Source organism: Kitasatospora sp. NPDC054768, from assembly GCF_053612025.1.
Map to the genome: position 1 here is coordinate 18905 of NZ_JBSHBN010000035.1, position 26264 is coordinate 45168.

Below are 26264 nucleotides of genomic sequence, written 5' to 3' on the forward strand. Positions count from 1 at the left end.
ATGACCAAGATTCTGGTGATCGGCGCAACCGGCAGTGTGGGCAGGCACGTTGTGGCCTCGCTGGTCGAAGGCGGCCACGCGGTACGGGCGTTGGTGCGCGATGCCGCGAAGACCGTACTGCCCGCGGGGGTCGAGGCCGTCCAGGGCGATCTGACGGAGCCCGAGAGCCTGGGGCCGGCGCTGGCCGGCGGGGTGGAGGCGGTGTACCTGATGTGGCCCGGGCTGCCCGTGCGGCCCCGGGTGGTGGAGCTGATCGCCCGGCACGCCCGGCGGGTCGTCTACCTGTCGGCGGACGTGGCGGACCTCGCCGACGACGAGCCGGCCGCGATCTTCCACCAGGAGATCGAGCGGCTGATCCGGCACTCGGGCCTGGACTGGACCTTCGTCCGGGCGATCGACTTCGCGGGCAATCTGCTGGCCTGGGCCGATCAGGTGCGGGAGGGCGTGGTCCGCTGGCCGTACGGGCGGGCGCGGCGCTCGCTGGTGCACGAGCGGGACATCGCGGACGTCGCGGTGCGGGCGCTCACCGAGGACGGGCACGAGGGCGCCAGGTACGTGGTCACCGGCCCGGAGTCGCTCTCGCACGCCGAGCTGGCCGGGATCATCGGCGAGGAGCTGGGCGTCACGGTGCGGTGGGAGGAGTTGCCGCCGGAGACGGCCCGCGAGCAGCTGACGGCCGCCTGGGGGAACGCGGCGTTCGTGGACGCCCGGCTCCTCGCCTGGGAGTCGTTCACGCGGGAGCCGGAGCGGGTGACCGGCACCGTGCAGGAGGTGCTCGGGCGTCCGCCGCGCGACGTCCGCGGCTGGGTGCGGGATCACGCGGCGGACTTCCGGTAGCCCGGCGGCCGTGTGCCGTGCCGTCGGGCCGTCGGGCCGTCGGGCCGCACCGTGGGACGTCAGTAGCGGACGGCCTTGACCACCACGGGCGTCAACGGCTGGTCGGCCGGCTGCCGACTGAAGGCGACGGGCTGGGCCTTGCCGTTCGCCGGGACGTTCTCGGCGCCGACGATCGAGCTGTCCACGGCCTTGCCGCTGGAGTCGGTGAAGTCGACCTGGACCGCGTAGGAGGCCGCGTTGGGCCCCGGGTTCTGGATCGTCACGATTACCGCGTGCAGGCCTCCGGTGCTCTGCCGGGAGAGGCCGGTGATGGTGACGTCGTTCAGCGCGTTGCCGCCGTCCGTCACCCCGCTCAGCACCGAGGCGGCCTTCTCCCGGGTCGCCGCCTGCTGCGCCGACACGGACGCCTGGAAGGCGGACGCCGCCGCGGAGAGGGAGGCGGCGGCTTCGGAGGCGGCCGCCGACGCCGAGACCCCCGCGGCCGACGCCGAGGCCAGCAGCGACTGCGCGGCGGAAGCGATGGCGGAGGGCGGCTCGCCGGAGAAGGCGCTGGCGTTGGGCAGGGTGGCGGACGGCGAGCCGGTCGACGTGCCCGACGAGCTGCTGCAGGCCACCAGCACGACGGCACCGGACGCCGCCGCGATCAGCGCGATCGTGCGCTGCGGGGTCCAGCTCCGGCCGGGTCGCCGGTCGCCGCCCCGGGAACGGCCGAGCGGCGGACGCCCCGGCAGCGGACGGTGGCCGGGGCCGTGGCTGGGGGGACTGTGGAGTTCACGCACCGAGGATCCCTCTCCTGGTCGGTGTTCGGCGGCCGAGGGGCCCGTACGTCCCCATGCTTGGCAACATCGCGCTCCACAGCGACAGCTCCTGACCCGTCCGAGTGGGCGGGGCCGCGCACGGGCGGTGCGTCGCGGCCCCGGACGGGTCGGGCGCGGCGAGCCCGGACGGAAGCCGGACCGGGCCCGCGGGAGGCCTCAGGCGCCGATGGTCAGCACCGCCTTGCCGTGCAGCCGCCGCCCGAGCAGGGCGTCGACCGCCTCGGCCGCGTCGTCCCAGTCGCCGCGCCAGGTGATACCGGGGTCCAGCTCGCCCGCCGCCACCCGGTGGGCGAGCCACCCGAGGTCGCGGCCGAGGCCGGTGCAGCCGAGCAGGTAGAAGGAGACCACCGCGCGGTCGTGCCTGTTCGCGTCGCCGAACAGGGTGCCGAACGCGAACTCCTCGCCCCGGCCGGAGCTGTGGCCGGTGGCGACCAGGACGCCACCGGGGCCCAGGGCCTCGTAGGCCTCGACCAGTTGGGGGCCGCCGACGACGTCGACCACGCCGTCGACCGGCCCGGCGGTCTCCTTCGGCGAGGCGACCACCTCGTGGGCGCCGAGGCGGCGCAGCACCTCGCCGTTTCGGTCCGGCGAGCCGGTGGACGCGACCACGTGCGCGCCCGCCGCCCGGGCGAGCTGGACGGCGTACCGGCCGACGCCGCCGGTGGCACCGGTGACCAGGACGCTGCGGCCGAGCAGCGGGCCGATGCGGTGCAGCGCGCGCAGGGCGCTGAGGGCGGCGACCGGGACGGTGGCGAGGGCGGCGAGGTCGGCACCGACGGGTGCGGCACCGATCAACCCGGTGTCCACCGCCCGGAGTTCGGCCCAGCCGCCGGCCGGCATCAGGGTGACCACCGGGGTCCCCTCGGCGGGGCCGGAGCCGTCGGCGGCGGCGCGTTCGACGATGCCGGCGGCGTCCCAGCCGAGGACGGTGCCGTCGGGGGCCGTGTCGAGGCCGAAGGCGACCTCGCCGTAGTTGAGCGAGGTCGCGGTGACCCGGACCAGCGCCTGGTGGGGCGCCGGCTCGGGGTCCGGGGCCGTACCGAGGCGCAGGCCGCCGGGGGCCGAGCGGTCGACCAGGAGTGCACGCATGGAGGATCCTCCCCAAGATTCTGCCACCAAGTGGCATAAGCCTACAGGTGGCATTATGGCCCCGACTAGACTGACCGCGATGACTCCCGAGAAGGCCACCGCCACGGCACCGGAGCGCGGTGCCGAACAGGCCCCCGAAGCGCCGGGCGCCGCGCTCCCGCTGCGCGAGCGCAAGAAGCTGCGCACCCGTCAGGCGCTGATCGACACCGCCCTGGAGCTGTTCGGCGAGCACGGCTTCGACGGGGTGACCCTGGACCGGCTGTGCGAGGCCGTCGAGGTCTCCAAGCGGACCTTCTTCCGCGCGTTCTCCAGCAAGGAGGACGTCGCGATGGCGCCCACCCAGGACCTGTGGACGACGTTCCTGGAGGTGCTGGAGAGCCGGCCGTCGGACGACGGCCGGCTGATGGCCCTCCTGGAGGGGACTCTCACCGAGGCGATCGACCGGATGCCGGCCGACGGCTGGGCCGAACGCGCCCTGGCGAGCCGCCGACTGGCCGCCCGGACGCCCTCGATGGACGCCCACGGGCTGGCCTTCTGCGAGCGGGCGACCCGGGAGGCGGTGTCGACGGTCACCCGCCGGTTCGCCCTCGACGGCCCCGAGGCGGGTGCCGCGCCGCGCGCCCGGCTGGCGACGGACATGCTGGTCGCCGCGTTCCACCAGGCGATGGACGGCTGGGTGGCACAGCCGTCCGGGCACACCCGCGCCGACCTCGCACGACGGCTCCGGACGGCCTGCGCCGAACTGCCGGGCGCGCTCGCGGCATCGGTCGAACCACGGCGGGCCTGAGCCGCGGCACCGGCCGAGCCACCGCGGGCCCGAACGCGGCCCGGCACCGCCGCACCGAGGGCCGCCGTCAGTCCGCGGCGGTGAGCCGGGCGAGCACGAGCCCGGCCACGATCAGCACCAGCGCGGCCGCCCGGCCCGCGCCGAGCGACTCGTGCCGCAGGACGGTCCCGAGCGTGATGGCGCCGACCGTGCCGATGCCGGTGAACATCGCATAGGCGAGGCCGGCCGGGAGGTCGCGTATGGCCCGCGACAGCAGGTAGACGGACAGCGCGCCGAGCAGTACGCACAGCGCGGTGGGGCCGGGGCGGGTGAAGCCGTCGGTCGGCTTGATGCTCTGCGACCAGACGACCTCGACCAGGCCCGCGGCGAGCAGGAGGAGCCAGGACACGGCCGCCTCACCCCCGCCCGCCGGCACGCGCCCCGGCCGCCGCGGCCACCCCGACCGCCCCGGCCACCCCGACCGCCTCGCGCGCCAGCCGCCGGCCGGCCTCGGCGGCCTCGGCCAGGGCGGCGGCCAGCGACTCCTCGTGCTGCGGGAGCCGTTCGGCCAGTGCCGGGTCCACGGTCGCGTTCGCCAGTTCGGCGCCGATGACCAGGGTGTCCTCGACGGCGTAGTGCCCGTGGAAGAAGTCCACCAGGTAGCGCGTCTGGTGGTCGAAGGGCGCGCGCGGCATGCCCGGCCGGTAGGAGCCGCCCTGGGCGGAGGCGACCACGAAGCGCCGCGGCCGCAGGTTCATCTTCGGGAAGGTGACCTGGTCGATCCAGAGCTTGAGCTGCGCCGGGACGCCGAAGTTGTACATCGGCGAGCCGATCAGGACGACGTCGGCGGCGAGCAGTTCGGCGAGCAGCGGTTCGAGGACCGCCCACGCGGCGCGCTCGGCGTCGGTGCGGACCGCCTCGGCGTAGCGGTCGGGCTCGACGATGCCCTCGCGGAGCAGGGTGTCGCAGATCGTCGTCCAGGCCTCGCCGATCGGCGGCACGGGCTCGGCCGCGAGGTCCCGGTAGGTGCAGGTGCCCTGCGGCGCTTCGGCGCGCCAGGCCTCGGCGAAGGCCGCGCCGATCCGGCGGGAGAACGAGCTACGGCGGGCGCTGGCGTCGAGGTGGAGGAGCTGCGGCATGACGGTACCCCCGGGATTTCACAAGCGGACACTGCGTCCGCTTGACTGGTGACGATGCCAGCCATCAAGTGGACAGGGCGTCCACTTGTTAGAATCGGCCCATGCCACCGACCGAACGCGCCGACGCCGCCCGCAACCGACTCAAGGTGCTCCGGGCGGCCGAGCAGTTGTTCACGACCCGCGACCCGGCCGCCGTGACCATGGAGGACATCGCCCGGGCGGCCGGCGTCGGCCGCGGCACGCTCTACCGCCGCTACCCGGACCGCGCCTCGATCGCGCGCGCCCTGCTGGACGCCCACGAGCACGAGATCCAGGAGCAACTCCTGCGCGGGGAGGGCCCATTGGGCCCGGAGCCGGCGGCCGCCCCGGCCGAGCGGCTGAGCGCCTTCTACTCGGCGATGGTCCGCCTGCTGGAGCGCCACTCCCACCTGCTGCTCGGCGCCGAGACCGGCCCGACCCGGCTGGCCACCGGCGCCTACGGCTTCTGGCGCGCGCACGTCCGGATGCTGGCCGCGGCGGCACGGGCCGAGGACCCGGACGTCCTCGCCGACCAGTTGCTGGCACCGCTCGCCCCGGAGCTGTACCGCCACCACCGCGACCGGGGCGTGTCCGCCGAACGCGTCGAGGCGGGGCTCCACCTGCTCGCCCACCGCATGCTCGGCGACTGAGACCCCGGCCCGCCGGGCCTGCCCGAGGGCGGACCTGCGGAGAGCGGGCCTACGCGGCCCGCAGGGAGTCGAGCCAGCGCAGCAGACGGCCTCCTTCGCGCGTCATGACCTCCGGGTCGCGCAGCGCGTTGGCGAGCAGCGACATGCCCTGGTAGCCGGCGACCAGGGTGAGGGCCAGGCCGTCCGGGTCGGGCAGGCCCAGCTCGCGGAACTGGCCCGCGGCCCAGTCGAGCAGCCGCCGGATCACCGCGCCGGCCTCCGCGTCGAGGTCCCCGTCGGCGCGCTTGTCGAGTTCGACGGCCAGGGTGCCGGTCGGGCAGCCGTGCCGGGCGGCGGTGTCACGCCGGCCGACCCAGGCCTCGACCAGCGCCTTGAGGCGGTCCAGCGGGTCGGGCAACCGCTCCAGCCGCTCGGTGATGTCGTCCAGGTGTGCGCTGTGCTCGGAGAGCGCGGCGCGGACCAGCTCATCCTTGGTCTTGAAGTAGTAGTAGACGTTCCCGACCGGGACATCGGCCTCGCGCGCGATGTCGGCGAGGGTGGTCCGCTCGACGCCCTGTTCGTGCAGGACCTTGGCCGCGGCCGCGGTGAGCCGTCGGCGCTTCTGCGACGCCGCCGTGCGCCGGTTCACTGAGTCAGTCACCCGACTGACTATAGACAGCCGCCCGGGAAGGCGGCTACGGTCTTTCTCAGTCAGCCAACTAACTCACTGGCTCGACCGCACATCTCACTCCTGACATCTCACTCCTGGGGGCGGAAATGATCACAGTGACGGGCGCGACCGGCAACATCGGCCGGACGCTGGTGGAGCTGCTGGCCGAGGCGGGCGAGCAGGTGGTCGCCGTGTCCCGGCAGCCGCAGCCCGACCACCCGGCGGCCGGGGTCCGCTGGGCCCGGGGCGGCCTCGGCGACGCCGCCGGCCTGCGCCCGGCCCTCGAAGGGTCCCGCGCGCTGTTCGTCCTGCTGGGCGGCGAGCTCAACAGCCACGGCGAGAGCCCGGAAGCCCTGCTGAGGACGGTCGCGGACGCCGGGGTGGAGCGGATCGTCCTGGTCTCCTCGCAGGTCGGCGCCACCCGGCCGGACGCGCCCTCGCACGCCCGGCTGCGGGAGTTCGAGGCCGCCGTGCGCACCTCCGGACGGGACTTCACCGTCCTGCGCCCCGGCGGCTTCGCCTCCAACGCCTTCGCCTGGGCCGGGACGGTCCGGGCGGAGCGGACGGTCTTCGCGCCGTTCGGCGGGGTGGCGCTGCCCGTGGTCGACCCGGCGGACATCGCTGCGGTCGCCGCGGCGGTGCTGCGCGAGGACGGCCACGGCGGCCGCACCTACGAGCTGACCGGACCGGAGGCGATCGGACCGCGCCGGCAGGCCGAGGTCATCGCCGAGGCCCTGGGCGAGGAGGTGGCCTTCGTGGAGCTGTCCCGGGAGCAGGCCCACGCCCACCTGGCGCGGTTCATGCCGGAGCAGGTGATCGCCGGGACGCTGGACGTCCTCGGCCGCCCGCTCCCCGCCGAGCAGGCGGTCAGCCCCGACGTGGCGGCCGTGCTGCACCGCCCGGCCGCGCCCTTCCGGGCCTGGGTCGAGCGCAACCTGCCGGCCTTCCGGTAGCGCCGGCGCGGCCGCCCCGGACGCGCGAGCACAACGCGCCCGGGGCGGGCCGCCCCCGGGTGGGCCCGGGCAGGCGGGCCGCACGCAGGCAGGCGGGCCCCACCCGTCCCGGCCTCAGGCCGTGGCCGGCTTGGCCGCCTCGGCGTCCCCCGCCTCCGGGGCGGGAACGGCGCGCAGCTGGGGAGCGGGCGGCGCGGGGATGACGGCGGCGACGGCGGCCGCGATCAGCGCGACGCCGCAGCCGATCACCAGGCCGACCCGGAAGCCGCCCTCCGAGGGCAAGGCGTGCCCGCCCAGGTTGACGGTCATCTGCGACAGCACCACACCCATCACGGCGGCGGACACCGAGGTGCCCAGCGAGCGCATCAGGGTGTTGAAGCTGTTCGCCGAGGCCGTCGCGGACAGCGGCACCGCGCTCATGATCAGTGCGGGCATCGCGCCGTAGGCCAGGCCGACACCGCTGTTGCAGACGATCGTCACGATCAGCACGCCCCAGGTGGAGCCCATCAGCGGCAGCGCCAGCCCGTAGCCGACGGCGATCGTCAGCGCCCCGGCGGCCAGGGTGAACTTCGGTCCGCGCGCGGCGGACAGCTTGCCGCCGAACGGGGAGACGACCATCATCATCAGCCCGCCGGGCGCCATCCACAGGCCCATCGCCAGCATCGACTGCCCCAGCCCGTAGCCGGTGAGCTTCGGCAGCATGAGCAGCTGCGGCACGATCAGCGCCTGGGCGTACATGCCGAAGCCGACCAGGACGGAGGCGGCGTTGGTCAGCAGCACCCGCGGGCGGGCGGTGACCCGCAGGTCCACCAGCGGTTCGGGGACGCGCAGCTCCCAGCGGGCCCAGAGCATCAGGATCGCGGCGGAGGCGGTGAACAGGCCGAGGGTGCGGGTGCTGCCCCAGCCCCAGTCCCCGCCCTTGGAGACGGGCAGCAGCAGGCAGACCAGGCCGACGCTGAGGCCGATCGCGCCGACGAAGTCGAAGCGGCCGCCGGCGGGGCGGCCGTCCGCGGCGGGGGCCGGGATGACGGTCCAGAGCATGCCGATGATGACGACGGTCAGCACGGCGGTGCCCCAGAACAGCGCGCGCCAACTGGCGTAGTCGGCGACGCCGGCCGCGATCGGCAGGCCGAGGCCGCCGCCGATGCCCATGGAGGCGCTGACCAGGGCGATCGCCGAGCCGAGCCGCTCGGGCGGCAGGACGTCGCGCAACAGGCTGATGCCGATCGGCACCAGGCCCATGCCCATGCCCTGCAGCGCCCGGCCGGCGATCATCGGCACCACGGAGTCGGCCACCGCGCACAGGACCGAGCCGAGCAGCAGCGGGACGCAGGAGGCGATGAGCATCGTCCGCTTGCCGAGCAGGTCACCGAGGCGGCCGCTGATCGGGACGAAGACGGCGGCGGAGAGCAGGGTCGCGGTGATGACCCAGGAGGCGTTGGACGCGCTGGTGTGCAGGAGTTGCGGGAGCTCGCTGATCAGTGGGGTGACCAGGGTCTGCATGATCGCGGCGACGGTGCCGGTGAAGGCGAGCACCGCCACGATCGGACCGGTGCGGGGAGTGGGGGCGGGGCCGTTGATGACGGGCCTCCTCGGGCAGTCGAAGAGCAGGAGTGTGCAGAAAACACACAATGTGCATGGAACACAGAATGGTCAGCTTACACATGATGTGCGTCGTGCACATCATGTGGGCCACGCATACCTCTGGCATACTGAAAGGTGATCCACGGAGAAACCGCAGGTCGAAGCGGTGATGAAGGGACTTCGACATGACCAGCCCCACGCACGAGGTCGCCCTCGAATTCCTGGTGTTCGCCCGGCACCGCGACCTGAGCCAGGTCAACGCCCGCCCCGAGGGCAGCCAGCTCGAACGCAGTTCCTACATCCTGCTCAGCCGGGTCGACGCCGAGGGGCCCATGTCCATCGGGCAGTTGAGCGACGCCTTCGCCCTGGACGTCTCCACCCTCAACCGGCAGACCGCGGCCCTGAAGAGCGCGGGACTGCTCGAACGCATCCCGGACCCGGACGGCGGCATCGCCCGCAAGTTCCGCCTCACCGAGGAGGGCCGGAACCGCCTGGAAGCGGAACGCGAGGCCCACGTACGGGCACTGAACCTCGTGATGACGGACTGGCCGGAGGAGGACATAGCCTCCTTCGCCGGCTTCCTGCGCCGCTTCAACACCGGCATCGAGCGGCTCGACGGGCGGCCCTGGCCACGGGACTGAGGACTCGGCATCGGCATCGGCGCCCGGAACGCGGGAACACCCGATCCGCGCGATGACTTGCAAGTGGCATGAGAGCCAAGGGAATTGAGGATTTCAGCGGCCCTGAAATCCTGCGCGTCCTGGAGCTGCCCGAGCCGCAGACACGCCCCAGCGAGGCCCGCATCCGGGTGCGCCCGGTGATGGTGACGGACGCCATCACGGACACCGAGCGGCTGGACGCCCTCCGCCGCCAGGCCGAGGCGGGCGCCCTGACCCTGCACGTCGCGGACGTGCTGCCCGCCGAGGAAGCCGCCCGGGCCCACCGCCCCCTGGAAGCGGGCGGCCTGCGCGGCCGCCTGGTCCTGGACTTCTCGTAGCCGGAGCCCGGAAGAGGAAAGCGCAGGAGGTCGGCCGGGTCGACTTCCTGCGCGGCCGGCGCCGGGACGTGACATACCGGCGCCCTGACACCTGGGGGACGGAGGTGCTGGTCCAAGCGGCGCAGGGCGCCGGTCGAACCAGCGTTCGCGGGTCGCCCGATGCTCACCCCTGGCAGGGCGAGAGCCGTCTCAGCCGCTTGCCGACGAGGGCGATTCGGGAAGCCCGTCGGCGCCCCGGACGTCGAGCCGGTCCGGAGGCTGCTGCCGTCGGCTGCCCACCGTCCACGCGGCATAGAGGGTGGAGAGAGCACCGGCCACCATGACGACCGTCATCCCCGTGGCTTCCAGCGCAACCAGGGTGATCCCGGTTGCCAGCACTGCGAGGAAGGCCAGCAGGTCGATCAATGTGCGGCGGCGAGCCGGGCGTTGGGTCATTCGTGGGAGTCGGCCCCAACGGTTGCACGAGGTGGTCGGCGGCTCGCCCTTCTCTCATATTCTCTCGGATAGAATGCGCGAACTGCCGAGAGATCTTGGAGGCCTCGGTGATACCGGAACGGATCCGCAGCGGGCGCCGCCAGGGCGATCCGCTCGGGGCCTGTCCCGCGATGAACCTGCTCGTCCTGCACCTGCGGGACCTGCGCGACAGCGCGGGCCTGAACGTGGCCGAACTCCGCCGCCGGCTCGTCGAGGCCATGCGCGACGAGCCGGCGGACCCTCCCGCAGAGCAAACGCTGCATCGGCTGCTCCGCGGGACGAACCTGCACGCCACGCCGCGTCTTGCAGAGGCCGTGGCCGATGTGTGCGTTCGCGCGACACGTGGCGATCGGCAGGCCGCCCAAGAGCGTGTGCGGGAGTTCTACACCCTCGCCCGCGAACAGATGGACGGCAGCCGGATCGGGGCGGGCCAGGAGCCGGAGGAGGACCGCCGGAGCACCGAGATCCAGCGCCTGCGGAAGGAACTGCAGAAGAAGCACCAGGAGAACCTGCAGTTGGCGGCCGAGGTCGCTGTGACCAGGCAGTTGCTCTCCTCGCTGGCTCCAGGAGGTTCCGGTGGAGCGGTGATCGGGGACGACATGCTCGGCGAGATGCTGGAGCGGATCCAGTACATCGCCGCGAGCAGTGACGAGGCCCTGGCCGAGGCGCAGGCCGCCCGGGCCGAGACGGCCCGGCTGCGGGACTGGCTGACCGCCTCGCCCTGGGACCGGTCGGCGGACGCGTCGACACCTGACGGGGCTGACGAAGCAGATAGAGCGGATGTGACCGACGATCGGGTCGACTCGCAGTCGCCGGCCGGCCCGCGGTCCGATGGCGGCGGCGACACCCAGTCCCTGTTCGAGATCGAGATCCCGGACTCGGCCGACCCTGAGCTCGAACACCTGGTACGGGAGTTGACCCGGCTGGATCCGGCCGGCTCGCGGATCGCCGGAGTGATCGAGAGCGCCGGTGACTACCTGCTGGACGGCGGCCGGACCGGCCGCTACGAGTGGAGGCAACTGGAGAAGGCCGAGAAGGTGCTCTTCGGCTCGACCGTGCGCCGGCTGATGCAACGGGAGTTCGGGCTGACGGACGACACCGGACACCTCGACTTCACCCTGGACGGCATCGGCTTCGACCTGAAGTGGACTCTCCTTCGGAGCGGCATGTGGCTCTTCGGACCCGAACTCGTGGGGTCGCTCTGCGTCGTTGCCGAGGCGGACGACCGCACTGGAAAGTACAGCTATGGCGTCATCCGGCTCCAGCCCGAGCACCTGAGGGAGTCGTACAACCGGGACCGCAGGTCCCCACTCACCCGCCAGGGCCGCGACGCGATCCGTTGGATCCGGTTGAACGGGGACTTCCGCACCGGAGTCCTGCAACAACTCACCGAGGAGGACCGGGAGGCCGTTCTCGGGCAGGACACCGGACCGCGACGGCTGATCGAGCTGTTCCGGCGGGCGCAGGGCAGGCGGTTGACCCGGAGCGATCTGGCGACCGTGTGCCGCGCACCGGACCCCATGCGGCGACTGCGCGAGACACTGCCTCGACTTCGCCGCGAAGGCATTCTGGTGACTGCCGGTCACTTCGGGGACCGGTCGGTACTCACCGGGCTGGGCATCCCCGAACCCCGCCCGGGCGAGTGGGTCAGCATGCGGCTGGCACCCGCCGAGGGCGGACCCGGCCCCGTCATCGACATTGACGGAACGCCATGGCGCAGAGCCCGGCCCGAGGATACCGAGACTCCGCTGCCCTGAACCGCGAGCACCTCGGCATGCCCCGAGCGAGGCCCCGGATCACTGAGCGAACGACGGGCGGGAGCGCGCCACGCACTGCCGGTACGCCAGCTGCCCGACCTGCTCGCGCAGTGGCAGGTCGGAGAGCGCGTTGACCGCGTTGTTGAGATTCTTGACTTCTCCCCCTCGCTAAAGCGCGGGGATCCCTGCCGCAGGGCTTCGCCCTCCGCGTGTGCGCGTCGCCGGTGGTTGGCGCTTCACGGACCGCCTCGTGGCGAGATCTCCACGCCCTGACACCGCATGCCCTGCGGCGTTGAGGATGTTCTTCGCGGCGTACACGTCGGCGTGGTCCCCGTGCCCGCAGGCGTTGCAGGTCTGCGACGTGCACGCGGGATTCACCAGCACCACGCGGGTACCGGTGGTACGCGCCGCGCCGCGTTGCGCAGCGCGAGTTCGAGCACGTGCCAACCCTTGTCGAGGATAGCCCGGTTGAGCCCTTCCTTGGCCCGGACGTTGCGGCCGGGACCAGCGAAAGCGCACCCAGCCAAACTTCGGGAACTTCACCCGGTCCCACCTGCGGCCGATCCGCTCCACCGCGATCAGGTTCCCCGCCGGGAACCGGAACGACGGCGGCCAGCGGGCCTTCGACCGCCACCGGACCCTGAACGTCCCGTGCTCGCGGCACGCCCGGTCCAAGTCCCGCAGCGCCTGCTGCAACACATGCGACAGCGCAGCCCCAAGCCACGGAAACTCCCGCTTCGCCGCCACCAACTCGGCGGCCTGCGGAACGTAGTCCATCCACGTCACCCCGCCGCCGGTACTACCGCCGCTGCTCCAAAGCGGTGTTCCACACCACCCGGCAGATGTCGCCGAACACCTCGCACAACCCGACCTGCGCCGAGTCGAGTTCAAGCCGGTACCGACGCCCGGACAATATCGCGGAACACCCCCTTCGGCAGCTGCGATCAACCTCATGCACGCCACTGACACCGCACCGAATCGCGTCGCTTTGCGCCTCCGGCCAAGGAAGAGCCGACCCCAGCTGCAGCAGGGGTCTGCGCTCAAGGATTCAGATCGTATAAGAGCACTGATCCGGTAAACGATCACTCGGCCCGGTGGTGGACATCGCGGTTGCGCCTGAACTCGCGGATGAGCGCGAGGAGGTTGACCAGAGTGCTGGCCGGGACGTTGCCGATGTCGACCAGGCGCCGGCCGTGGAGGTTGATGTCGCCGGGGCTGGCGGACGGCCAGAGGAGGCCGAACTCTCTTCCTTCCGTGCGGAGTTCGACGATGAGTTGGGCTACCTGGCGCGAGGTGAGGTGCAGCAGCGCCGGGTCGGCGGGGTGAATGGGGTGGTGGGCGCTCACGCGACAGCACCGTCCAGCTCGAACCAGACGGTTTTGCCCAGGTGTTGGGGATCGACGCCCCAACGGTGGGTGAGGCCGGCGACGAGCTGGAGGCCCCGGCCGGTCTCGGAGAGAAGGGCGAGGGGGCCCTGTTCCGGGAGAAGGGGGCTGCGGTCGGAGACCGCGACGCGCAGGGTGTTGGCGCGGTGGTGGATCAGGATGACCGGGGAGGTCGTCTCACCGTGGCGCCAGGCGTTGACGATCAGTTCGACCATCGCGAGTTCGGCGTCCGCGATGAGGGAGGGCGGCCAGCCGGCACTGGTCATCCCGTCGCGGAGGGCGTCGCGGGAGAGGGTGAGGGAGGGGGAGTTGAGGTTACGCACAGCGTCTCCCAAGGGGAATGGAAGGATGAACCGAGCGAGAAGTCACCGTGAGCCAGTCCGGACATGGGTGCTCTGCGGTGCAGGGCAGCGTTACTGACGCCCGCATCGGTGGTCGGTGCGTCACCGACTGTAGGACATCGCTGGTACATGTACCGGCACTTCTACCTGTTTCTTCACTCGATCGATGGATTGCTGGACCCCTCACGCAATTGCAATGGATGCTTGGGGCATGCCACCAGGAACCACCCCGTCTGCCCGGCAGGAACGAGTCGGCATCGAGCTGCGGAAGATGCGCGACTGCGCCGGACGCACAACTGCCGAGGCTGCCGCGCTGTTTGGGTTCTCTCGAACGAAGATCACGCAGATCGAGAAGGCGCAGTACCCGATCAGCGCCGAACGCGTGAGGATGCTCGCCTCCGACTTCCAGGAGAGCGATGCCACCTACATCGAGGCACTCGGCGCCATGGCCGAGGAGCGCCACAGAGGCTGGTGGGAGGACTTTCGCGGTTCCGTGCCGGTCGGCTTCCTGGACATCGCGGAGATGGAGTACTTCGCCAAGGGAATGCGCACGTATCAGGTCTCGCATGTTCCCGGCGTTATGCAGACCGAGGAGTACGGGCGGGCAATCTTCCAGGATGTCTACCCGCCGCTCTCACCGCGCCTCCTGGAAGCCCGCGTTGAGCATCGAGTGCAGCGTTCGACGTTCTTGATGCGAGACGGAGCTGAGCCATACTCGGCATTGGTGCACGAGGCCGCCCTGCGCATGCTGTTCGGCGGCCGTGATGCTGCCAGGCGACAGCTTGACAGGCTGCTTGAGTACTCGGAACTTCCTCATGTGACACTTCGGGTGATCACCTTCAGCACCAACGGGTTCATGGGCGCGGGACAAGGCGTCATCCATGCCAACGGCCCTGTGAAACGGCTCGACACTGTCCAGCTCGACGCCGTCGGCGGCCCGGCATTCCTGCATGAGCAGAAGCACTTGGAGAACTACCGCTACATCATCGACAGGATGACCGAGCGGTCTCTCACCGAGAGCCAGTCCCGTGATGCCATCCGGCTCATCAAGAAAGAGATCTAAGCCATGGAAACACTCCGCTGGAAGCGCCCTGAAGCTTGCCCCGATGGCGCAAGCTGCCCCGAGGTGGCCATAGGCCCCGACGCCGTCTACGTCCGTAGCAGCCTCCTGCCCGAAGCCATCGCCCAACTCACCCCCGACGAATGGCGCGACCTCGTGTCCGCGATCCGCGCCGGCGAGTTCGACGCCTGACTCCCCCGCTGCACCGGCCGGGGCCGCGATTCGGCACACGGGTGCTGATCTGCTAATATTCCTGACGTCACGAGGGAGATGATCTCTCGTCAGGCGTCAGCGGTGCTACCAGAGCACGTCCTACTTTCAGTAGGAAGAGTCCGTGCAACCCGGGCCTGGCGCTCCACGATCGGAAGGGTCCGGCATCCACACGGGTGCCGGGCCCTTCCGCTTTTCATCGCCCCTGAACGAGCGACTACACCCCGTCCGCCGTGCAACAACCGCACTGGGTCGACTCATGCCGCTCCGCTGGCTCCTTTGTCGCCAGCCACGCCCTGCCCAGGACAACGATGACGGCAAGAACTGCCACGAACCGCACGGTGTTGTGGAACTGCCGAGAATCCGGCGCCGAAAACCGGAGAACCCGGAGCCCCTTCGAGGACATCTCGACATCGAGCGCCATCTCCCCGGCCGCATCCCCGACCCCCGACGCCCCGCTCTTCTGCTCTGCCATCCGCCCCTCCATCCGCGTCCGCACGAGTGTGGCAGGTCGCCGGCGGCACCGTGGTCGCGGAGTGGACGCACGGCGCCCCCGGGTGCCCAGCCGCGATTCGTCGCACGGGTGTTGAGCTGCTAATATTTTCGACATCGCGAGGGAGATGATCTCTCGTCAGGCGTCAGCGGTGCTACCAGAGCACGTCCTACTTTCAGTAGGAAGAGTCCGTGCAACCCGGGCCTGGCGCTCCACGATCGGAAGGGTCCGGCATCCACACGGGTGCCGGACCCTTCCGCGTTTCCCGACCCGGGACAGGAGCAACAGTGCAGATCGCGACCGACGACCTCTCCGGCCCCGAGATCGCCCGCTTCCTCGACGAGCACGTCCAGCAGATGCGGGCCATCTCCCCACCGACCAGCACCCACGCCCTCGATCTCGACGCCCTCCGTCGGCCCGGGATCACGTTCTGGTCGGTGCGGGACGACGGCGTCCTGGTCGGCTGCGGCGCTCTCAAGCAACTGGACGCAGACCACGCCGAACTGAAGTCGATGCGCACGGCACCCCTGCGCAAGCGGAGCGGCGTCGCGTCCCTGCTGCTGGAGCACATCATCACCGAAGCCAGGCGCATGGGCTTCACGAAACTGAGCCTGGAGACCGGCACGCCCGACTTCTTCCTGCCGGCCAGGAAGCTGTACGAAAAGTTCGGATTCGTCCCCTGCGAACCGTTCGCGGACTACCGGCCCGACCCGAACAGCGCGTTCATGACGAGAGAGCTCTGACCGACGGCGCCCATCCGCCCGGCCGCGATTCGTCGCACGGGTGCTGAGCTGCTAATATTTTCGACATCGCGAGGGAGATGATTCCTCGTCAGGCGTCAGCGGTGCTACCAGAGCACGTCCTACTTTCAGTAGGAAGAGTCCGTGCAACCCGGGCCTGGCGCTCCACAGTCGGAAGGGTGCCGGCTCCACACCGCTGGCGGACCCGAACGGGGTGGGGCCCCCCCGTTCCACTGCGCTGATCCCATGAACGCACAATCAGGCAAAGGCCTGATCTCATCGTCGGCGAACTTCCTGAGCGGAAGCCGGTTTTCCGCCGCCAGGGGCCGGGGTAGAGCGGAGGCGTTCGCACCCTGACCGTTCCGGTGCTCATGAGGGGCGAATCCGTGACGCTTTCCCATCGGAAGGACACCCTCATGCACAGGTCCCTTCGGAACGCCTTCGCGACCGTCCTCGTGACGGGTGCGCTCACCACCGCTGCCGCTCCGGCCGCCGTCGCCGCCGAACAGGCGCCGTCGGCGGCCGGGGTGCGGGCGGAGCTCCGCAACCCGAAGACCGTCAAGGTCGCCGACTACAACCAGGCCCGCAGCACCCTGATCAACGCGGGCAGCAGGACGGCCGCCAAGTCCCACCCGGCGCACGGCACCAAGGACGTCCCGGTCTCCCACGGAACCAGCCTGCTCGCGGAGGCCCGCGACGAGTTCCGCGCCGCTGACCGGAACCTTCCGGCGGGCCAGAAGAAGTCCGACATGTCGATCCCGCACTACAACGCCGTCCACAGCGCGGCCAGGACCATGGGCGTCGACCGCTGGTGACGCCACCTCGCTGATGTGAAGGACCCGGGCCCTCCTCCGGCCCCCGGAGAAGGGCCGGCTCTTCAGCGGGCCCGGGACAGGGTTCCTCCCGGGGCCTCCACGCGATCTGCTTGCGACGTGCCGCTGTCACCTTCGCCCCCCCGGCGGTTCACTGATCTTCGGCACGGACCTTACGACAGCTCTAGCGGGGCCGGGGTATGGCCGAGGGGCCGCCCAGCGTCCCGTCCTCGTCCACGGTGAAGACCTCGATCTCCTTCTGCAAGGTCACCGTGATCCGGCCCGGGGCGGACCATTCGGCCTTGACGAAGCCGTCGCCCTCCTCCCAGGTGCCGAGGCCCCAGTGGCGGGCCGACCAGCCGCTTCCCGTCAACAACTCCACCCGGTAGACCGGATCGATCGAGAAGGCGATGTCGGTGACGCGCAGCACGTGGTCGGAGCGGTTCGGGTCGGGCTTGCGGTCGACCAGCCGGCCGTCACCGCCGAAGATGTACGCCACGGCTCCGACCCCCGCCCCGATGACGAGGAGCGGTGACAGGACGGCCGCACAACCGATCTGCGCCCATCTGGTGCGGAACTCGAACCGGGCCACCACCGAGGCCACGGCCAGCGCGATCGTCGTCCCGAGCAGCAGCACTGGGTGGTTCAGCCAGCGCTCGACCTCGACCAGCCCGCCCTGGCGGGAGGAGAAGTAGCCCGGCAGGTACACCAGGAGGGCCGCCAGCGCCGCGCCCCGGAGCCACCACACGACCTGCTTGCGGCGCGTCACCGTCATTTGCTCCCCCCGGAGTTGTCCTTTGCCGGGACTTTACTACGGGGATGCCGGACGGCCCGGACGACGGATGCTCCGTCGTCCGGGCCGCCGGGTGCACCGGCCGTACCCCCGTCACCGCCGGTAGAAGACGCTCCGCGACCAGAAGTAGCCGACCAGCGTCAGCACGGTGCACCAGGCCAGGGCGCTCCAGGCACTGGTGCCGATCCCGGTCCCCATCAACAGCCCGCGCAGGGTCTCGATCATGGGGGTGAAGGGCTGGTACTCGGCGAACCAGCGCAGTGCCGTCGGCATGGAGTCGGTCGGCACGATGGCGCTGCCGATGAAGGGCAGGAACTGCAGCGGCATCGGCATGTTGCTGGCGCTCTCGACCGTCTTGGCCACCAGGCCGATGCCGGCCGATATCCAGGTCAGGGCGATCGTGAGGAAGAGCAGCAGGCCCATCGCGGCCAGCCACTCCACCGGTCCGGCGTTCGGCCGGAAGCCCATCGCGAGGGCCGTGCCGATCACCAGCACCAGCACCAGCCCGATCATGGTCTGGATGACACTGCCGACCACGTGCCCGGCCAGGAAGGCGGAGCGCGATATGGCCATCGTGCGGAAGCGGTTGACGATGCCCTCGGTCATGTCGGTGCAGATGCCGATCGCGGTGACCAGCGACCCGGAGGTGGCCGCCATCAGCACGATGCCGGGCGTCACGTAGTCGATGTAGTTGCCGCCGCCGATTCCGGCGCCCAGGGTGCTGCCGTAGGCGTAGTTGAAGAGCAGCAGCATCATGACCGGCATCACCACGACCGCGAAGGTCAGGGACGGGTACCGCAGCGCGTGCTTGAGGTTGCGGCGCAGCATGGTCAGCGAGTCGCTGAGCGCGTGGCCGGCCGTGCCCGTGGCCATGCTCATCGCACGCCCTCCCCGGTCAGTTGAAGGAACGCGTCGTCCAGGTCGGCCGTCTCCACGACCAACGACTCGGCCTGCACGGACGCGTTGTCGAGCACGTCCAGCACGGCCTTCACGGTGAGGACGGAGTTGTCCCCCGGGATCTCCAGCCGCAGTGCCTCGGTGTCGGCCGTGGCGTATTCGAACAGCGCGGCGGCGGTGGCCAGCGAGCCGGCGTCCGCGAACCGGAGCCGGATCCGCCCGCCGGGGGCGAACCGCTTCAGCTCCTCGGCCGTGCCCTCGGCGACGATCCGGCCGCCGTCCAGGACGGCGATCCGGTCGGCGAGCTGGTCGGCCTCCTCCAGGTACTGGGTGGTGAGGAGGACCGTCACCCCGTGGTCGGCGACCAGGCTCCGGATGATCTCCCACATGGTGCGCCGGCTGCGCGGGTCCAGCCCGGTGGTCGGCTCGTCCAGGAAGATCACCTTCGGGCCCCCGACCAGGGTCATCGCGAGGTCGAGCTTGCGCCGCATGCCGCCGGAGAAGGTGGTGACGGCCTTGCGCGAGGCCTCGGTGAGATCGAAGCGCCGCAGCAGTTCCTCCGTCCGCCTCCGCCCCTCCCGACGGCGGAGGTGGTTGAGGTCGGCCATCAGCATCAGGTTCTCCTCGGCGGTGAGCAGGTTGTCCACCGCCGAGAACTGGCCCGTCACCCCGATCGCCTTCCGCACCGCGTCGGCCTCGCGTGCCACGTCGTGCCCGACCACCCGGGCCGAGCCGCCGTCCGCGGGGATCAGGGTGGAGAGGATCTGCACGGTGGTGGTCTTGCCGGCGCCGTTGGGCCCGAGCAGGGCGAACACGCTGCCCGCCGGGATCTCCAGGTCGACGCCCCTCAGGACCGCCTTGTCCCCGTAGGACTTGGTGAGTCCGGTCGCCGAGATCGCCGGGACCGCGGAGTCGGCCGCCATCAGGCCCTCCGGACGACGACGTTGCCGACCTGGGTGCGGCCGCGGACCTCGACCGTCTCCACCGCGTCGCCCGGGCCCTGGGTGGGGCCGAGGTCGTTGCGGACGCCGCCGACCTTGCTGTGCACGTCGAGCCAGGCCGCGGTGCCCTCCGCGATGCCGACCTCGACGTCCCCCACGCTGGTCTGGAGGGTGACCTTGCCGCGGACCACCCGGCCGACCCGGATGTGGCCGTGCGCCGACTTGGCGTCCACGTTCCCCTCGGCGAGGCCGACGTGGATCCGGCCGTTGGAGGCGTTGGCGTGGAGTTCGCCGTGCACCTCGTCGACCTCGGTGTCGCCGTTGCTGTTCTTCACCGTCAGCCGGCCCCCGACGGATCCGATCTCGATCCGGCCGGCCCCCGTCACCTCGGCGTCCCCGGTCGTCGCGCCGAGCCGGACGTCCCCGAAGCCGCTGTCGAGCCGGGCGCTCTCGGCGCTCTCGACCTGGATCCGGCCGAGCGAGGTCTTCAGCCGGCAGGCACCGAGCGGGCCCTCGGTGACGAACTCGGCCATCGGCGACTCGCTGTGGACCTCGGAGCCGGCCGGCAGCTCGACCAGGACCTCGACCGCACCCTTCTTGCCGCTGAAGACGCTGCGCTGCTTGGGGGCCTTGATGCCGAGCCGGCCACCGGAGAAGTCGACCTGGGTCTGCTCGGCGGCCTTGACGTCCGCCTCCTTGGCCGGATTGGCGGGCCGGACCTCGACCACCGCGTCGGTGCGCTTGCCTGCCTTGATCCAGACCGAGCCGATGTCGAATTCGAGGATGGCGGAGATCGGTCCGTCGGTCTCGTACGTAGGCATGGCTGTCCCGTCCTTGTGACTCGTGTGGATGTTCCCGCTGGTCGGAGCGGGGGTGACGTCGAAGGTGCAGAAGGTGGTGCGGGAGGTCGTGCGGATGCTCGGGGTACTGCGGAGGCCTCAGTGGACCCAGCCGGTGAAGCCCTGGCCGCCGACGCTGCGCGCGACCCGGCTGCCCGGATCGGCCACCGGCCGGCGGGCCGGCTCGCCGCCCTCCAGGGCGCCGGCCAGGGCCCGGACCAGCCAGGCGTTGAGCGAGAGGCCGGCCTCGGCGGCGGCCTCCTCCGCCCTGGCCTTGAGGTGGGCGGGCAGACGGAAGTTGATCCGGGCGGTGCCGGTCTCGTCCGGCTCCGGCGCCGCCGAAGACACCACCGGCGGCACCACCGGTGGCACGAGTGGCGCCATCGGTGCCGGCTGTGGCGCCGTATCGCCGTGGAAGGCGTCCGAGCCGGGCGGCGCCGTCACCACGAACTCGGGGTCGAGCCCGCGCAGACGCACGTCCACCGAGCCGGGGGCGAGGTCGCGGGTGACTTCGCCCATGGCGGCCGAGAGCGCGTTGAGCAGGGTGAGCCGCACGGCCGACTCCAGCGGGAGCGTGAGCCGCTCGGCCAGCGCACGGGCTTCGTCCCCGCCGGTGGCGGCGGCCACCGCGAGCTCGTTCCGGAGGTTTTCCACGTACGGCGTGAGGTCCATGGCCGTAAGCATGGCACGGCGGTGGCGCCATGTCGAGCCATTTGTGGCACCACTTTGGCGCCACCACCGGAACGAGGGTGGCGCGGCCGGCACCCGAGCACGGAACCGCCCCGCCGACCGAGGTCAACGGGGCGGTTCACCAGGGGAAACGCGACCGCGGGAAACGCGACCGCGGGAAGGTCAGGCCTGCTGCCAGCCCGCCAGGTAGGCGTCGATCTCCCCGGCCAGCCGGGTCTTGCCCGCCCCGTCCAGGAAGGAGGCCTCGACGGCGTTGCGGGCCAGCCCCGCCACCCCGGCCTCGTCCAGGCCCAGCAGTCGCGCCGCCACCGCGTACTCGGTGTTGAGGTCGGTGCCGAACATCGGCGGGTCGTCGCTGTTGACCGTCACCAGCAGCCCGGCGTCGACCATCCGCTTGATCGGGTGGTCCTCGATCCGCTCCACCACCCGGGTGGCGAGGTTGGAGGTCGGGCAGACCTCCAGCGGGATGCGGTGCTCGCCCAAGTGGTCGACCAGCGCCGGGTCCTTCACCGCCTGGGTTCCGTGCCCGATGCGCTCGGCGCCGAGCATCCGGATCGCGTCCCAGACCGTCTCCGGCCCGGTGGTCTCGCCCGCGTGCGGGACGCTGCGCAGGCCGGCCGCCCGGGCCCGGTCGAAGTACGGCTTGAACTGCGGGCGCGGCACGCCGATCTCCGGGCCGCCCAGGCCGAAGCTGACCAGGCCGTCGGGGCCCAGCTCGGTGGCCAGCCGGGCGGTCTCCTCGGCGGACTGCAGCCCGGCCTCGCCCGGGATGTCGAAGCACCAGCGCAGCACCACGCCGAGCTCCTTCTCGGCGCGCAGCCGGGCGTCCTCGATCGCCTCCATGAAGGCGACCTCGGGGATGCCCCGGCGGACCGAGGAGTACGGGGTGATGGTCAGCTCGGCGTACCGGATGTTCTGCCGGGCCATGTCCTCGGCGACGCCGTAGGTGAGCGCGCGGACGTCCTCGGCGTCCCGGACCAGGTCCACCACGCTCAGGTAGACCTCGATGAAGTGCGCGAAGTCGGTGAAGGTGAAGTACTCGGCGAGCGCCGCCGGGTCGGTCGGCACCTTGGAGTTCCCGGCGTGCCGGGCGGCCAGTTCCGCGACGACGCGCGGCGAGGCCGAGCCGACGTGGTGGACGTGCAGTTCCGCCTTGGGCATCCCGGCGATGAACGCCTCGATGCTCCGGTCTGCGGGCTCGATCCGACTGGGGTTGGGGCCGATCCGACTTCCGTCCGGCTGGACCACGGTGGTTCCCTTCTTCCTTCTACGCGCGTACTGAAGACAGTTGCTGGCAAGGATAGGCCGTGCCCGGGGTCACCCTCCGAGCGCCACCGCCAGGGTGTGGATCAGCAGCCCGGCCAGGGCGCCGACCACGGTGCCGTTGATCCGGATGAACTGGAGGTCGCGGCCGACGTTGGCCTCGATCTTGCGGGAGGCGTCGTCGGCGTCCCAGCCCGCCACCGTCTCGGAGATCAGCGAGGTGATCTCGGTGCGGTAGGTGTCGACCAGGTACTGGGCGGCGTCCTGGAGCCAGCCGTCCACCTTGGCCTGGAGCTTGGGGTCGGTGGACAGGCGCTCGCCGAAGCGGCGCACGCCGTCGCGGATGCGCCGGCGCAGTTCGCTGTCCTCGTCCTCGGCCGCGCCCATCACCAGGGTGCGCACGGCCGCCCAGGTGGAGTTGATCAGGTCCTGCACCTCGGCGCGGGCCAGCAGCTCGCCCTTGGCCCGCTCGACCCGGGCGATGGTCTCCGGGTCGGTCTGCAGCTCGGTCGCGAAGTCGGCGAGGAAGTTGTCGATCGCGCCGCGGGCCGGGTGGTCCGGGTCGTCCCGGATGTCGGTGACGAAGCGCAGCAGCTCCTTGTAGACCCGTTCGCCGACCTGGTGGTCGATGAACCGGGGCGTCCAGCCCGGGGTCTTCTGGGTCACCTTGCGGACCACGTCCTCGTGGTTGGTGGTCAGCCAGCCGTGCGCCCGGACGGCGACCAGGTCCACCACCCCGTGGTGCCCGCCGTCCGCGACCACCTTGCCGAGCATCCGGCCCATCGGCTCGGCCACCGAGGTGGCCGCGGCCCGCCTGGTCACCGCCTCGGCGACCACCGCCCGCACGTCGTCGTCGCGGAGCACCGCGAGCAGGCCGCGCAGCGCCGCCGAGGCCTCCTTGGTGACCCGCTCGGCACTGCCCGGCGCGGCCAGCCACTCCCCCAGCCGGCGGCCGATGCCGAGTGCCGCCAGGCGGCCGCGGACCACGTGGCCGGAGAGGAAGTTCTCGCCGACGAAGTCGCCGAGCGAGCGGCCGAAGGCGTCCTTCTTGGTCGGGATGATCGCGGTGTGCGGGATCGGCAGGCCGAACGGCCGGCGGAACAGCGCGGTCACCGCGAACCAGTCGGCCAGCGCGCCGACCATGCCCGCCTCGGCGGCGGCCGCCACGTACCCCGCCCAGGGGCCGGCGCCGGCCGCCCCGGCCCAGGTGGACAGGGCGAAGACCAGGGTCGCGAAGGCCAGCAGGCCGGTCGCGATGGTCTTCATCCGGCGGACGCCGCGTCTCTTCTGCTCGTCGGCCGCGGTGAACCGGACCCCGGGGCCGGTCCCGCTGAAGGCATCGTCACTCACCCCGCCAGTCTGCCCGTTGCCCGGCGCGGCCGGGGGCGCGCCTCGCGATCACACGCCCCCGCCGGGCGTGACGCACCGAACAGCCCGGGCCTCACGCCCCGAACCGACCGGGCCTCACACCCGAACCGACCGGGCATGACGCCCCGAACAACCCGGGCCTCACGCCCCGCCCAGCACCATCCGCCGCACCTCCGCGCCCGCCCAGCGCTTCGGGTCCGTGCACCGCCGCCCGTCCAGCAGCACCCGCACCCCCGGCAGGTCCGCCGGCGTCAGGTCCCGGTACTCCGGGTGGTCGGCCTGCAGCACCGCCGCCACCACCGGCTCCCCGCCGTACGGCGGCAGCCCGAGCGCCGCCAACTCCTCCGCCTCGTACAGCGGGTCGCTGACGTACGGCCGCGCACCCGCCGACCGCACCGCCTCGACCAGCGGGAACACCCCGGAGTACGCCGTCTCCTTGACCCCGCCCCGGTACGACGCGCCGAGCACCAGCACGCCCTGCCCGGCGATCCCGCCCGGCACCGCCCCCGCCAGCACGCCCACCGCGTACCCCGGAACCGCCAGGTTGGCCTCGCGCGCCGCCCGGACCACCGTCGCGCCCGGGTCGTTCCACAGGTAGAGACGCGGGTACACCGGGATGCAGTGCCCGCCGACCGCGATGCCCGGCCGGTGCAGGTGGCTGTACGGCTGCGAGTTGCAGGCGTCGGCGATCTCCGCGAAGTCCACCCCGACCTCGTCCGCGTACCGGGCGAACTGATTGGCCAGCGCGATGTTGACGTCCCGGTACGTGGTCTCGGCGAGCTTGCTGAACTCGGCCGCCTCCGTCGAGGCCAGTTCCCAGACGCCGTTGGGCCGGGGCAGGTCCGGGCGCGGGTCGAAGTCCAGCACCGCCCGGTAGAACTCGGCGCCGCGCCGGGTGGAGGGCGCGTCCAGGCCGCCGACCAGCTTGGGGTAGCGCCGCAGGTCGGCGAAGACCCGTCCGGTGCGCACCCGCTCCGGGCTGAACACCAGCGCGAAGTCCCTCCCGGCCGCGAGCCCCGACCGGGACGCCAGCCGGGGCGCCCAGCGCTCCCGGGTGGTGCCGACCGGCAGGGTGGTCTCGTAGCTGACCAGGGTGCCCCGGCGCAGCCCGGCCGCGACGGCGTCGGTGGCCGCGTCGAGCAGGGCGAAGTCCGGGCTGCCGTCGGCGGCGGTGACCAGCGGGACGACCAGTACGACGGCTTCGGCCCGGGCCACCGCGGCCGTGGTGTCGGCGGTGGCCCGCAGCAGGCCCTCGGCGACGACGCGCTTGAGCGCCTGGTCCAGACCCGCCTCCCGGGGGAACGGCGGCACGCCCCGGTTGACGCTCTCCACCACGCCGGGGGCGGTGTCCGCGCCGGTCACCCGGTGGCCCTTCAGCGCGAACTGCACCGCCAGCGGCAGGCCCAGCTTGCCCAGGCCGACCACGCAGACGTCCAGGCTCATCCCCGTCCTCCGTTCACCGAGTCGGCCAGCCGGCGCCACGCCGGGTGGCGCCGCAGCCGGCGCCGCAGCTGTTCCGGGACGAGCCCGCGCCACAGCTGCCGGGCGAGGTCGAGCCGCGGGGCGGCCTTCCCGACCGCCTCGGCGGCGGCCTCAGAGGCGGCCTCGTCCTCCGGCAGCAGGAACAGCTCGTCCGGCAGGCCGAGCCGGGCGTCCCGGAACGCCGGGAAGCGCGCGTACCGCCGCCCGCCGTCCACCACCACGGGTGGATCGCCGTGCGCCGCCTCGTAGCGGATCTGGTCGCGCAGCGCCTCCGGCCGCACCGCGCAGGCGAGTTCGAGCCGCACCCGCTCGGCGGACGGCAGCCGGCGGTACACCTCGCGGGCGCCGAACCGCTCGACCAGCCGCGCGACCTCGACGCACACCCGCTCCTGCACGTCCTCGGCCAGCAGCAGGAAGCCCTCCTGCAGCAGGCGCGGCACGTCCCAGCCGAAGCCGCGGGCCCGGATGGCGTCCAACTCCTCTCCGGGCTCCGCCAGTTCCGCCGCCACCTGCTGCAACGCGGCGATCCCGCGCAACCGGTCCAGCACCCCGGCCCGCTCGGTGACGTTGCCCCGGTCCTCGCGCAGCACCAGGAAGTAGCAGTCGTAGGAGGCGAGGACGGACACCCGGGCCGCCCGCAGGCAGGCCTCCAGGGTGAACGGCTGGTCCGAGAAGACCTTCAACCGCTCGTCGCGGCGCAGCCCGTGGCGCCGGAGGAGGTCGAGCCGGAACAGCTTGGTGTCGGCCAGCGCCCAGGCCAGCGCGGAGTCGGTGAAGTCCACGGACTCGGCGTCGGCGTGGAAGATCCCCTGCGGGACCAGCCGCCCGTTCACCCCGATCTGCTTGGGCACCACCACGTCCGAGCCCCAGGTGTCGGCGGCCGTGACCAGCCGCTCCAGCGCTTCCTCGCCGAGCCGGTCGTCCGCGCCGAGGAACAGCACGTAGCGGCCGCGGGCCAGCTCCAGGGCGCGGTTGGTCGGGCCCGCCGGGCCGCCCGAGTTGGGCTGGTGCAGCACCGTGAACAGCCCTGGGTGGCGGGCGGCGTACTCGTCCAGCAGCTCCCCGCCGCCGTCCGTGGAGCCGTCGTCCACGGCCACCACCTCCAGCCGCCCCGGCGCCAGGGACTGCCCGACCAGCGAGTCCAGGCAGGCGGTGAGGTACGGCATGGTGTTGTAGACCGCGACCACCACGGTCACGTCGGGTACGGCCATCGGGGGGC

General features: G+C 72.0%; 31 protein-coding genes. 11 read left to right on the forward strand and 20 right to left on the reverse strand.

Annotation, left to right across the window (positions count from 1 at the left end):
* Positions 1–837: an NmrA family NAD(P)-binding protein gene (locus ACWGKU_RS13620; RefSeq protein WP_452178318.1), complete on the forward strand. Its 837-nt coding sequence runs from the start codon at positions 1–3 to the stop codon at positions 835–837.
* A gap of 59 nt (positions 838–896) precedes the next feature.
* On the opposite strand, the gene ACWGKU_RS13625 is transcribed toward ACWGKU_RS13620, so the two are convergent.
* Positions 897–1616 carry a hypothetical protein gene (locus ACWGKU_RS13625; RefSeq protein WP_401044950.1) on the reverse strand — a complete coding sequence of 240 codons (720 nt, stop codon included), beginning with the start codon at positions 1614–1616 and terminating at the stop codon, positions 897–899.
* A 195-nt stretch (positions 1617–1811) separates the two neighbouring features.
* The gene (locus ACWGKU_RS13630; protein WP_452178317.1) at positions 1812–2744 is read right to left on the reverse strand and encodes a zinc-binding dehydrogenase; all 933 of its coding nucleotides are present in this window, start codon (positions 2742–2744) and stop codon (positions 1812–1814) included.
* 79 nt (positions 2745–2823) lie between these two features.
* On the opposite strand from ACWGKU_RS13630, the gene ACWGKU_RS13635 reads away from it, so the two are divergent.
* A complete protein-coding gene (locus ACWGKU_RS13635; RefSeq protein ID WP_452178316.1) occupies positions 2824–3531 on the forward strand; it encodes a TetR/AcrR family transcriptional regulator in 708 nt (235 codons plus the stop codon).
* 67 nt (positions 3532–3598) lie between these two features.
* Here ACWGKU_RS13635 and ACWGKU_RS13640 read toward each other — a convergent pair whose 3' ends face one another.
* Positions 3599–3919: a DMT family transporter gene (locus tag ACWGKU_RS13640; RefSeq protein ID WP_452178314.1), complete on the reverse strand. Its 321-nt coding sequence runs from the start codon at positions 3917–3919 to the stop codon at positions 3599–3601.
* 7 nt (positions 3920–3926) lie between these two features.
* On the reverse strand, positions 3927–4649 hold the full coding sequence (locus ACWGKU_RS13645; RefSeq protein WP_452178313.1) for an NAD(P)H-dependent oxidoreductase: 723 nt from the start codon (positions 4647–4649) through the stop codon (positions 3927–3929).
* 101 nt (positions 4650–4750) lie between these two features.
* Between ACWGKU_RS13645 and ACWGKU_RS13650 the strand changes: the two genes are divergently transcribed.
* Positions 4751–5317, forward strand: coding sequence for a TetR/AcrR family transcriptional regulator (locus tag ACWGKU_RS13650; protein ID WP_452178312.1), 567 nt, complete (start codon positions 4751–4753; stop codon positions 5315–5317).
* A 49-nt stretch (positions 5318–5366) separates the two neighbouring features.
* On the opposite strand, the gene ACWGKU_RS13655 is transcribed toward ACWGKU_RS13650, so the two are convergent.
* On the reverse strand, positions 5367–5957 hold the full coding sequence (locus tag ACWGKU_RS13655) for a TetR/AcrR family transcriptional regulator (RefSeq protein ID WP_452178311.1): 591 nt from the start codon (positions 5955–5957) through the stop codon (positions 5367–5369).
* A 116-nt stretch (positions 5958–6073) separates the two neighbouring features.
* On the opposite strand from ACWGKU_RS13655, the gene ACWGKU_RS13660 reads away from it, so the two are divergent.
* On the forward strand, positions 6074–6919 hold the full coding sequence (locus tag ACWGKU_RS13660; protein WP_401044933.1) for an SDR family oxidoreductase: 846 nt from the start codon (positions 6074–6076) through the stop codon (positions 6917–6919).
* A 114-nt stretch (positions 6920–7033) separates the two neighbouring features.
* On the opposite strand, the gene ACWGKU_RS13665 is transcribed toward ACWGKU_RS13660, so the two are convergent.
* Positions 7034–8500: an MFS transporter gene (locus ACWGKU_RS13665; protein WP_401044971.1), complete on the reverse strand. Its 1467-nt coding sequence runs from the start codon at positions 8498–8500 to the stop codon at positions 7034–7036.
* Between the two features lie 188 nt (positions 8501–8688).
* Here ACWGKU_RS13665 and ACWGKU_RS13670 point away from each other — a divergent pair, with 188 nt between their 5' ends.
* Both ACWGKU_RS13670 and ACWGKU_RS13675 read left to right on the forward strand, forming a co-directional pair.
* On the forward strand, positions 8689–9144 hold the full coding sequence (locus ACWGKU_RS13670; protein ID WP_359901949.1) for a MarR family winged helix-turn-helix transcriptional regulator: 456 nt from the start codon (positions 8689–8691) through the stop codon (positions 9142–9144).
* Between the two features lie 68 nt (positions 9145–9212).
* On the forward strand, positions 9213–9500 hold the full coding sequence (locus ACWGKU_RS13675) for a zinc-binding dehydrogenase (protein ID WP_452178310.1): 288 nt from the start codon (positions 9213–9215) through the stop codon (positions 9498–9500).
* Positions 9501–9689: 189 nt separating this feature from the next.
* Here ACWGKU_RS13675 and ACWGKU_RS13680 read toward each other — a convergent pair whose 3' ends face one another.
* On the reverse strand, positions 9690–9935 hold the full coding sequence (locus tag ACWGKU_RS13680; protein ID WP_452178309.1) for a hypothetical protein: 246 nt from the start codon (positions 9933–9935) through the stop codon (positions 9690–9692).
* 170 nt (positions 9936–10105) lie between these two features.
* On the opposite strand from ACWGKU_RS13680, the gene ACWGKU_RS13685 reads away from it, so the two are divergent.
* Positions 10106–11731, forward strand: a complete 1626-nt coding sequence (locus tag ACWGKU_RS13685; protein WP_452178308.1) for a NaeI family type II restriction endonuclease — start codon at positions 10106–10108, stop codon at positions 11729–11731.
* 799 nt (positions 11732–12530) lie between these two features.
* On the opposite strand, the gene ACWGKU_RS13690 is transcribed toward ACWGKU_RS13685, so the two are convergent.
* The 3 genes from ACWGKU_RS13690 to ACWGKU_RS13700 form a co-directional block, all read right to left on the reverse strand.
* On the reverse strand, positions 12531–12689 hold the full coding sequence (locus tag ACWGKU_RS13690; protein WP_452178307.1) for a helix-turn-helix domain-containing protein: 159 nt from the start codon (positions 12687–12689) through the stop codon (positions 12531–12533).
* A gap of 124 nt (positions 12690–12813) precedes the next feature.
* Positions 12814–13077, reverse strand: a complete 264-nt coding sequence (locus tag ACWGKU_RS13695; protein ID WP_452178306.1) for a hypothetical protein — start codon at positions 13075–13077, stop codon at positions 12814–12816.
* The gene (locus ACWGKU_RS13700; protein ID WP_452178305.1) at positions 13074–13439 is read right to left on the reverse strand and encodes an ATP-binding protein; all 366 of its coding nucleotides are present in this window, start codon (positions 13437–13439) and stop codon (positions 13074–13076) included. The genes ACWGKU_RS13695 and ACWGKU_RS13700 overlap by 4 nt, the downstream gene beginning before the upstream one ends.
* 229 nt (positions 13440–13668) lie before the next feature.
* Between ACWGKU_RS13700 and ACWGKU_RS13705 the strand changes: the two genes are divergently transcribed.
* Both ACWGKU_RS13705 and ACWGKU_RS13710 read left to right on the forward strand, forming a co-directional pair.
* Complete coding sequence (locus ACWGKU_RS13705) at positions 13669–14520, forward strand: helix-turn-helix domain-containing protein (RefSeq protein ID WP_401054225.1); 852 nt, start codon at positions 13669–13671, stop codon at positions 14518–14520.
* Positions 14521–14523: 3 nt separating this feature from the next.
* Entirely contained in the window at positions 14524–14709 is a 186-nt protein-coding gene (locus ACWGKU_RS13710; RefSeq protein WP_401054223.1) for a DUF397 domain-containing protein, read from the forward strand.
* Between the two features lie 235 nt (positions 14710–14944).
* Here ACWGKU_RS13710 and ACWGKU_RS13715 read toward each other — a convergent pair whose 3' ends face one another.
* Complete coding sequence (locus tag ACWGKU_RS13715) at positions 14945–15202, reverse strand: hypothetical protein (RefSeq protein ID WP_401054222.1); 258 nt, start codon at positions 15200–15202, stop codon at positions 14945–14947.
* Positions 15203–15507: 305 nt separating this feature from the next.
* Between ACWGKU_RS13715 and ACWGKU_RS13720 the strand changes: the two genes are divergently transcribed.
* Together ACWGKU_RS13720 and ACWGKU_RS13725 are read left to right on the forward strand one after the other, a co-directional pair.
* Entirely contained in the window at positions 15508–15963 is a 456-nt protein-coding gene (locus ACWGKU_RS13720; RefSeq protein ID WP_452178304.1) for a GNAT family N-acetyltransferase, read from the forward strand.
* Between the two features lie 413 nt (positions 15964–16376).
* Complete coding sequence (locus ACWGKU_RS13725; RefSeq protein WP_401054218.1) at positions 16377–16775, forward strand: hypothetical protein; 399 nt, start codon at positions 16377–16379, stop codon at positions 16773–16775.
* A 181-nt stretch (positions 16776–16956) separates the two neighbouring features.
* Here ACWGKU_RS13725 and ACWGKU_RS13730 read toward each other — a convergent pair whose 3' ends face one another.
* The 9 genes from ACWGKU_RS13730 to ACWGKU_RS13770 form a co-directional block, all read right to left on the reverse strand.
* Positions 16957–17547, reverse strand: coding sequence for a hypothetical protein (locus ACWGKU_RS13730; protein ID WP_401047204.1), 591 nt, complete (start codon positions 17545–17547; stop codon positions 16957–16959).
* Between the two features lie 111 nt (positions 17548–17658).
* The gene (locus ACWGKU_RS13735) at positions 17659–18444 is read right to left on the reverse strand and encodes an ABC transporter permease (RefSeq protein WP_452178303.1); all 786 of its coding nucleotides are present in this window, start codon (positions 18442–18444) and stop codon (positions 17659–17661) included.
* Positions 18441–19385 carry an ATP-binding cassette domain-containing protein gene (locus ACWGKU_RS13740; protein ID WP_452178302.1) on the reverse strand — a complete coding sequence of 315 codons (945 nt, stop codon included), beginning with the start codon at positions 19383–19385 and terminating at the stop codon, positions 18441–18443. Before ACWGKU_RS13740 ends, ACWGKU_RS13735 begins: the two co-directional genes overlap by 4 nt.
* Entirely contained in the window at positions 19385–20224 is an 840-nt protein-coding gene (locus ACWGKU_RS13745) for a DUF4097 family beta strand repeat-containing protein (RefSeq protein ID WP_401047213.1), read from the reverse strand. The genes ACWGKU_RS13740 and ACWGKU_RS13745 overlap by 1 nt, the downstream gene beginning before the upstream one ends.
* Before the next feature lie 117 nt (positions 20225–20341).
* Positions 20342–20914 carry a toxin-antitoxin system HicB family antitoxin gene (locus tag ACWGKU_RS13750; RefSeq protein ID WP_401047216.1) on the reverse strand — a complete coding sequence of 191 codons (573 nt, stop codon included), beginning with the start codon at positions 20912–20914 and terminating at the stop codon, positions 20342–20344.
* 180 nt (positions 20915–21094) lie between these two features.
* The gene (locus ACWGKU_RS13755; RefSeq protein WP_401047226.1) at positions 21095–22135 is read right to left on the reverse strand and encodes an adenosine deaminase; all 1041 of its coding nucleotides are present in this window, start codon (positions 22133–22135) and stop codon (positions 21095–21097) included.
* A 114-nt stretch (positions 22136–22249) separates the two neighbouring features.
* Positions 22250–23545 (reverse strand): DUF445 domain-containing protein, encoded by a 1296-nt coding sequence (locus tag ACWGKU_RS13760; protein WP_452178301.1) that lies wholly within the window; start codon positions 23543–23545, stop codon positions 22250–22252.
* A 159-nt stretch (positions 23546–23704) separates the two neighbouring features.
* Positions 23705–25000 carry a nucleotide sugar dehydrogenase gene (locus ACWGKU_RS13765; protein WP_452178330.1) on the reverse strand — a complete coding sequence of 432 codons (1296 nt, stop codon included), beginning with the start codon at positions 24998–25000 and terminating at the stop codon, positions 23705–23707.
* Between the two features lie 2 nt (positions 25001–25002).
* Entirely contained in the window at positions 25003–26256 is a 1254-nt protein-coding gene (locus tag ACWGKU_RS13770) for a glycosyltransferase family 2 protein (RefSeq protein WP_452178300.1), read from the reverse strand.
* Positions 26257–26264: the final 8 nt, after the last annotated feature.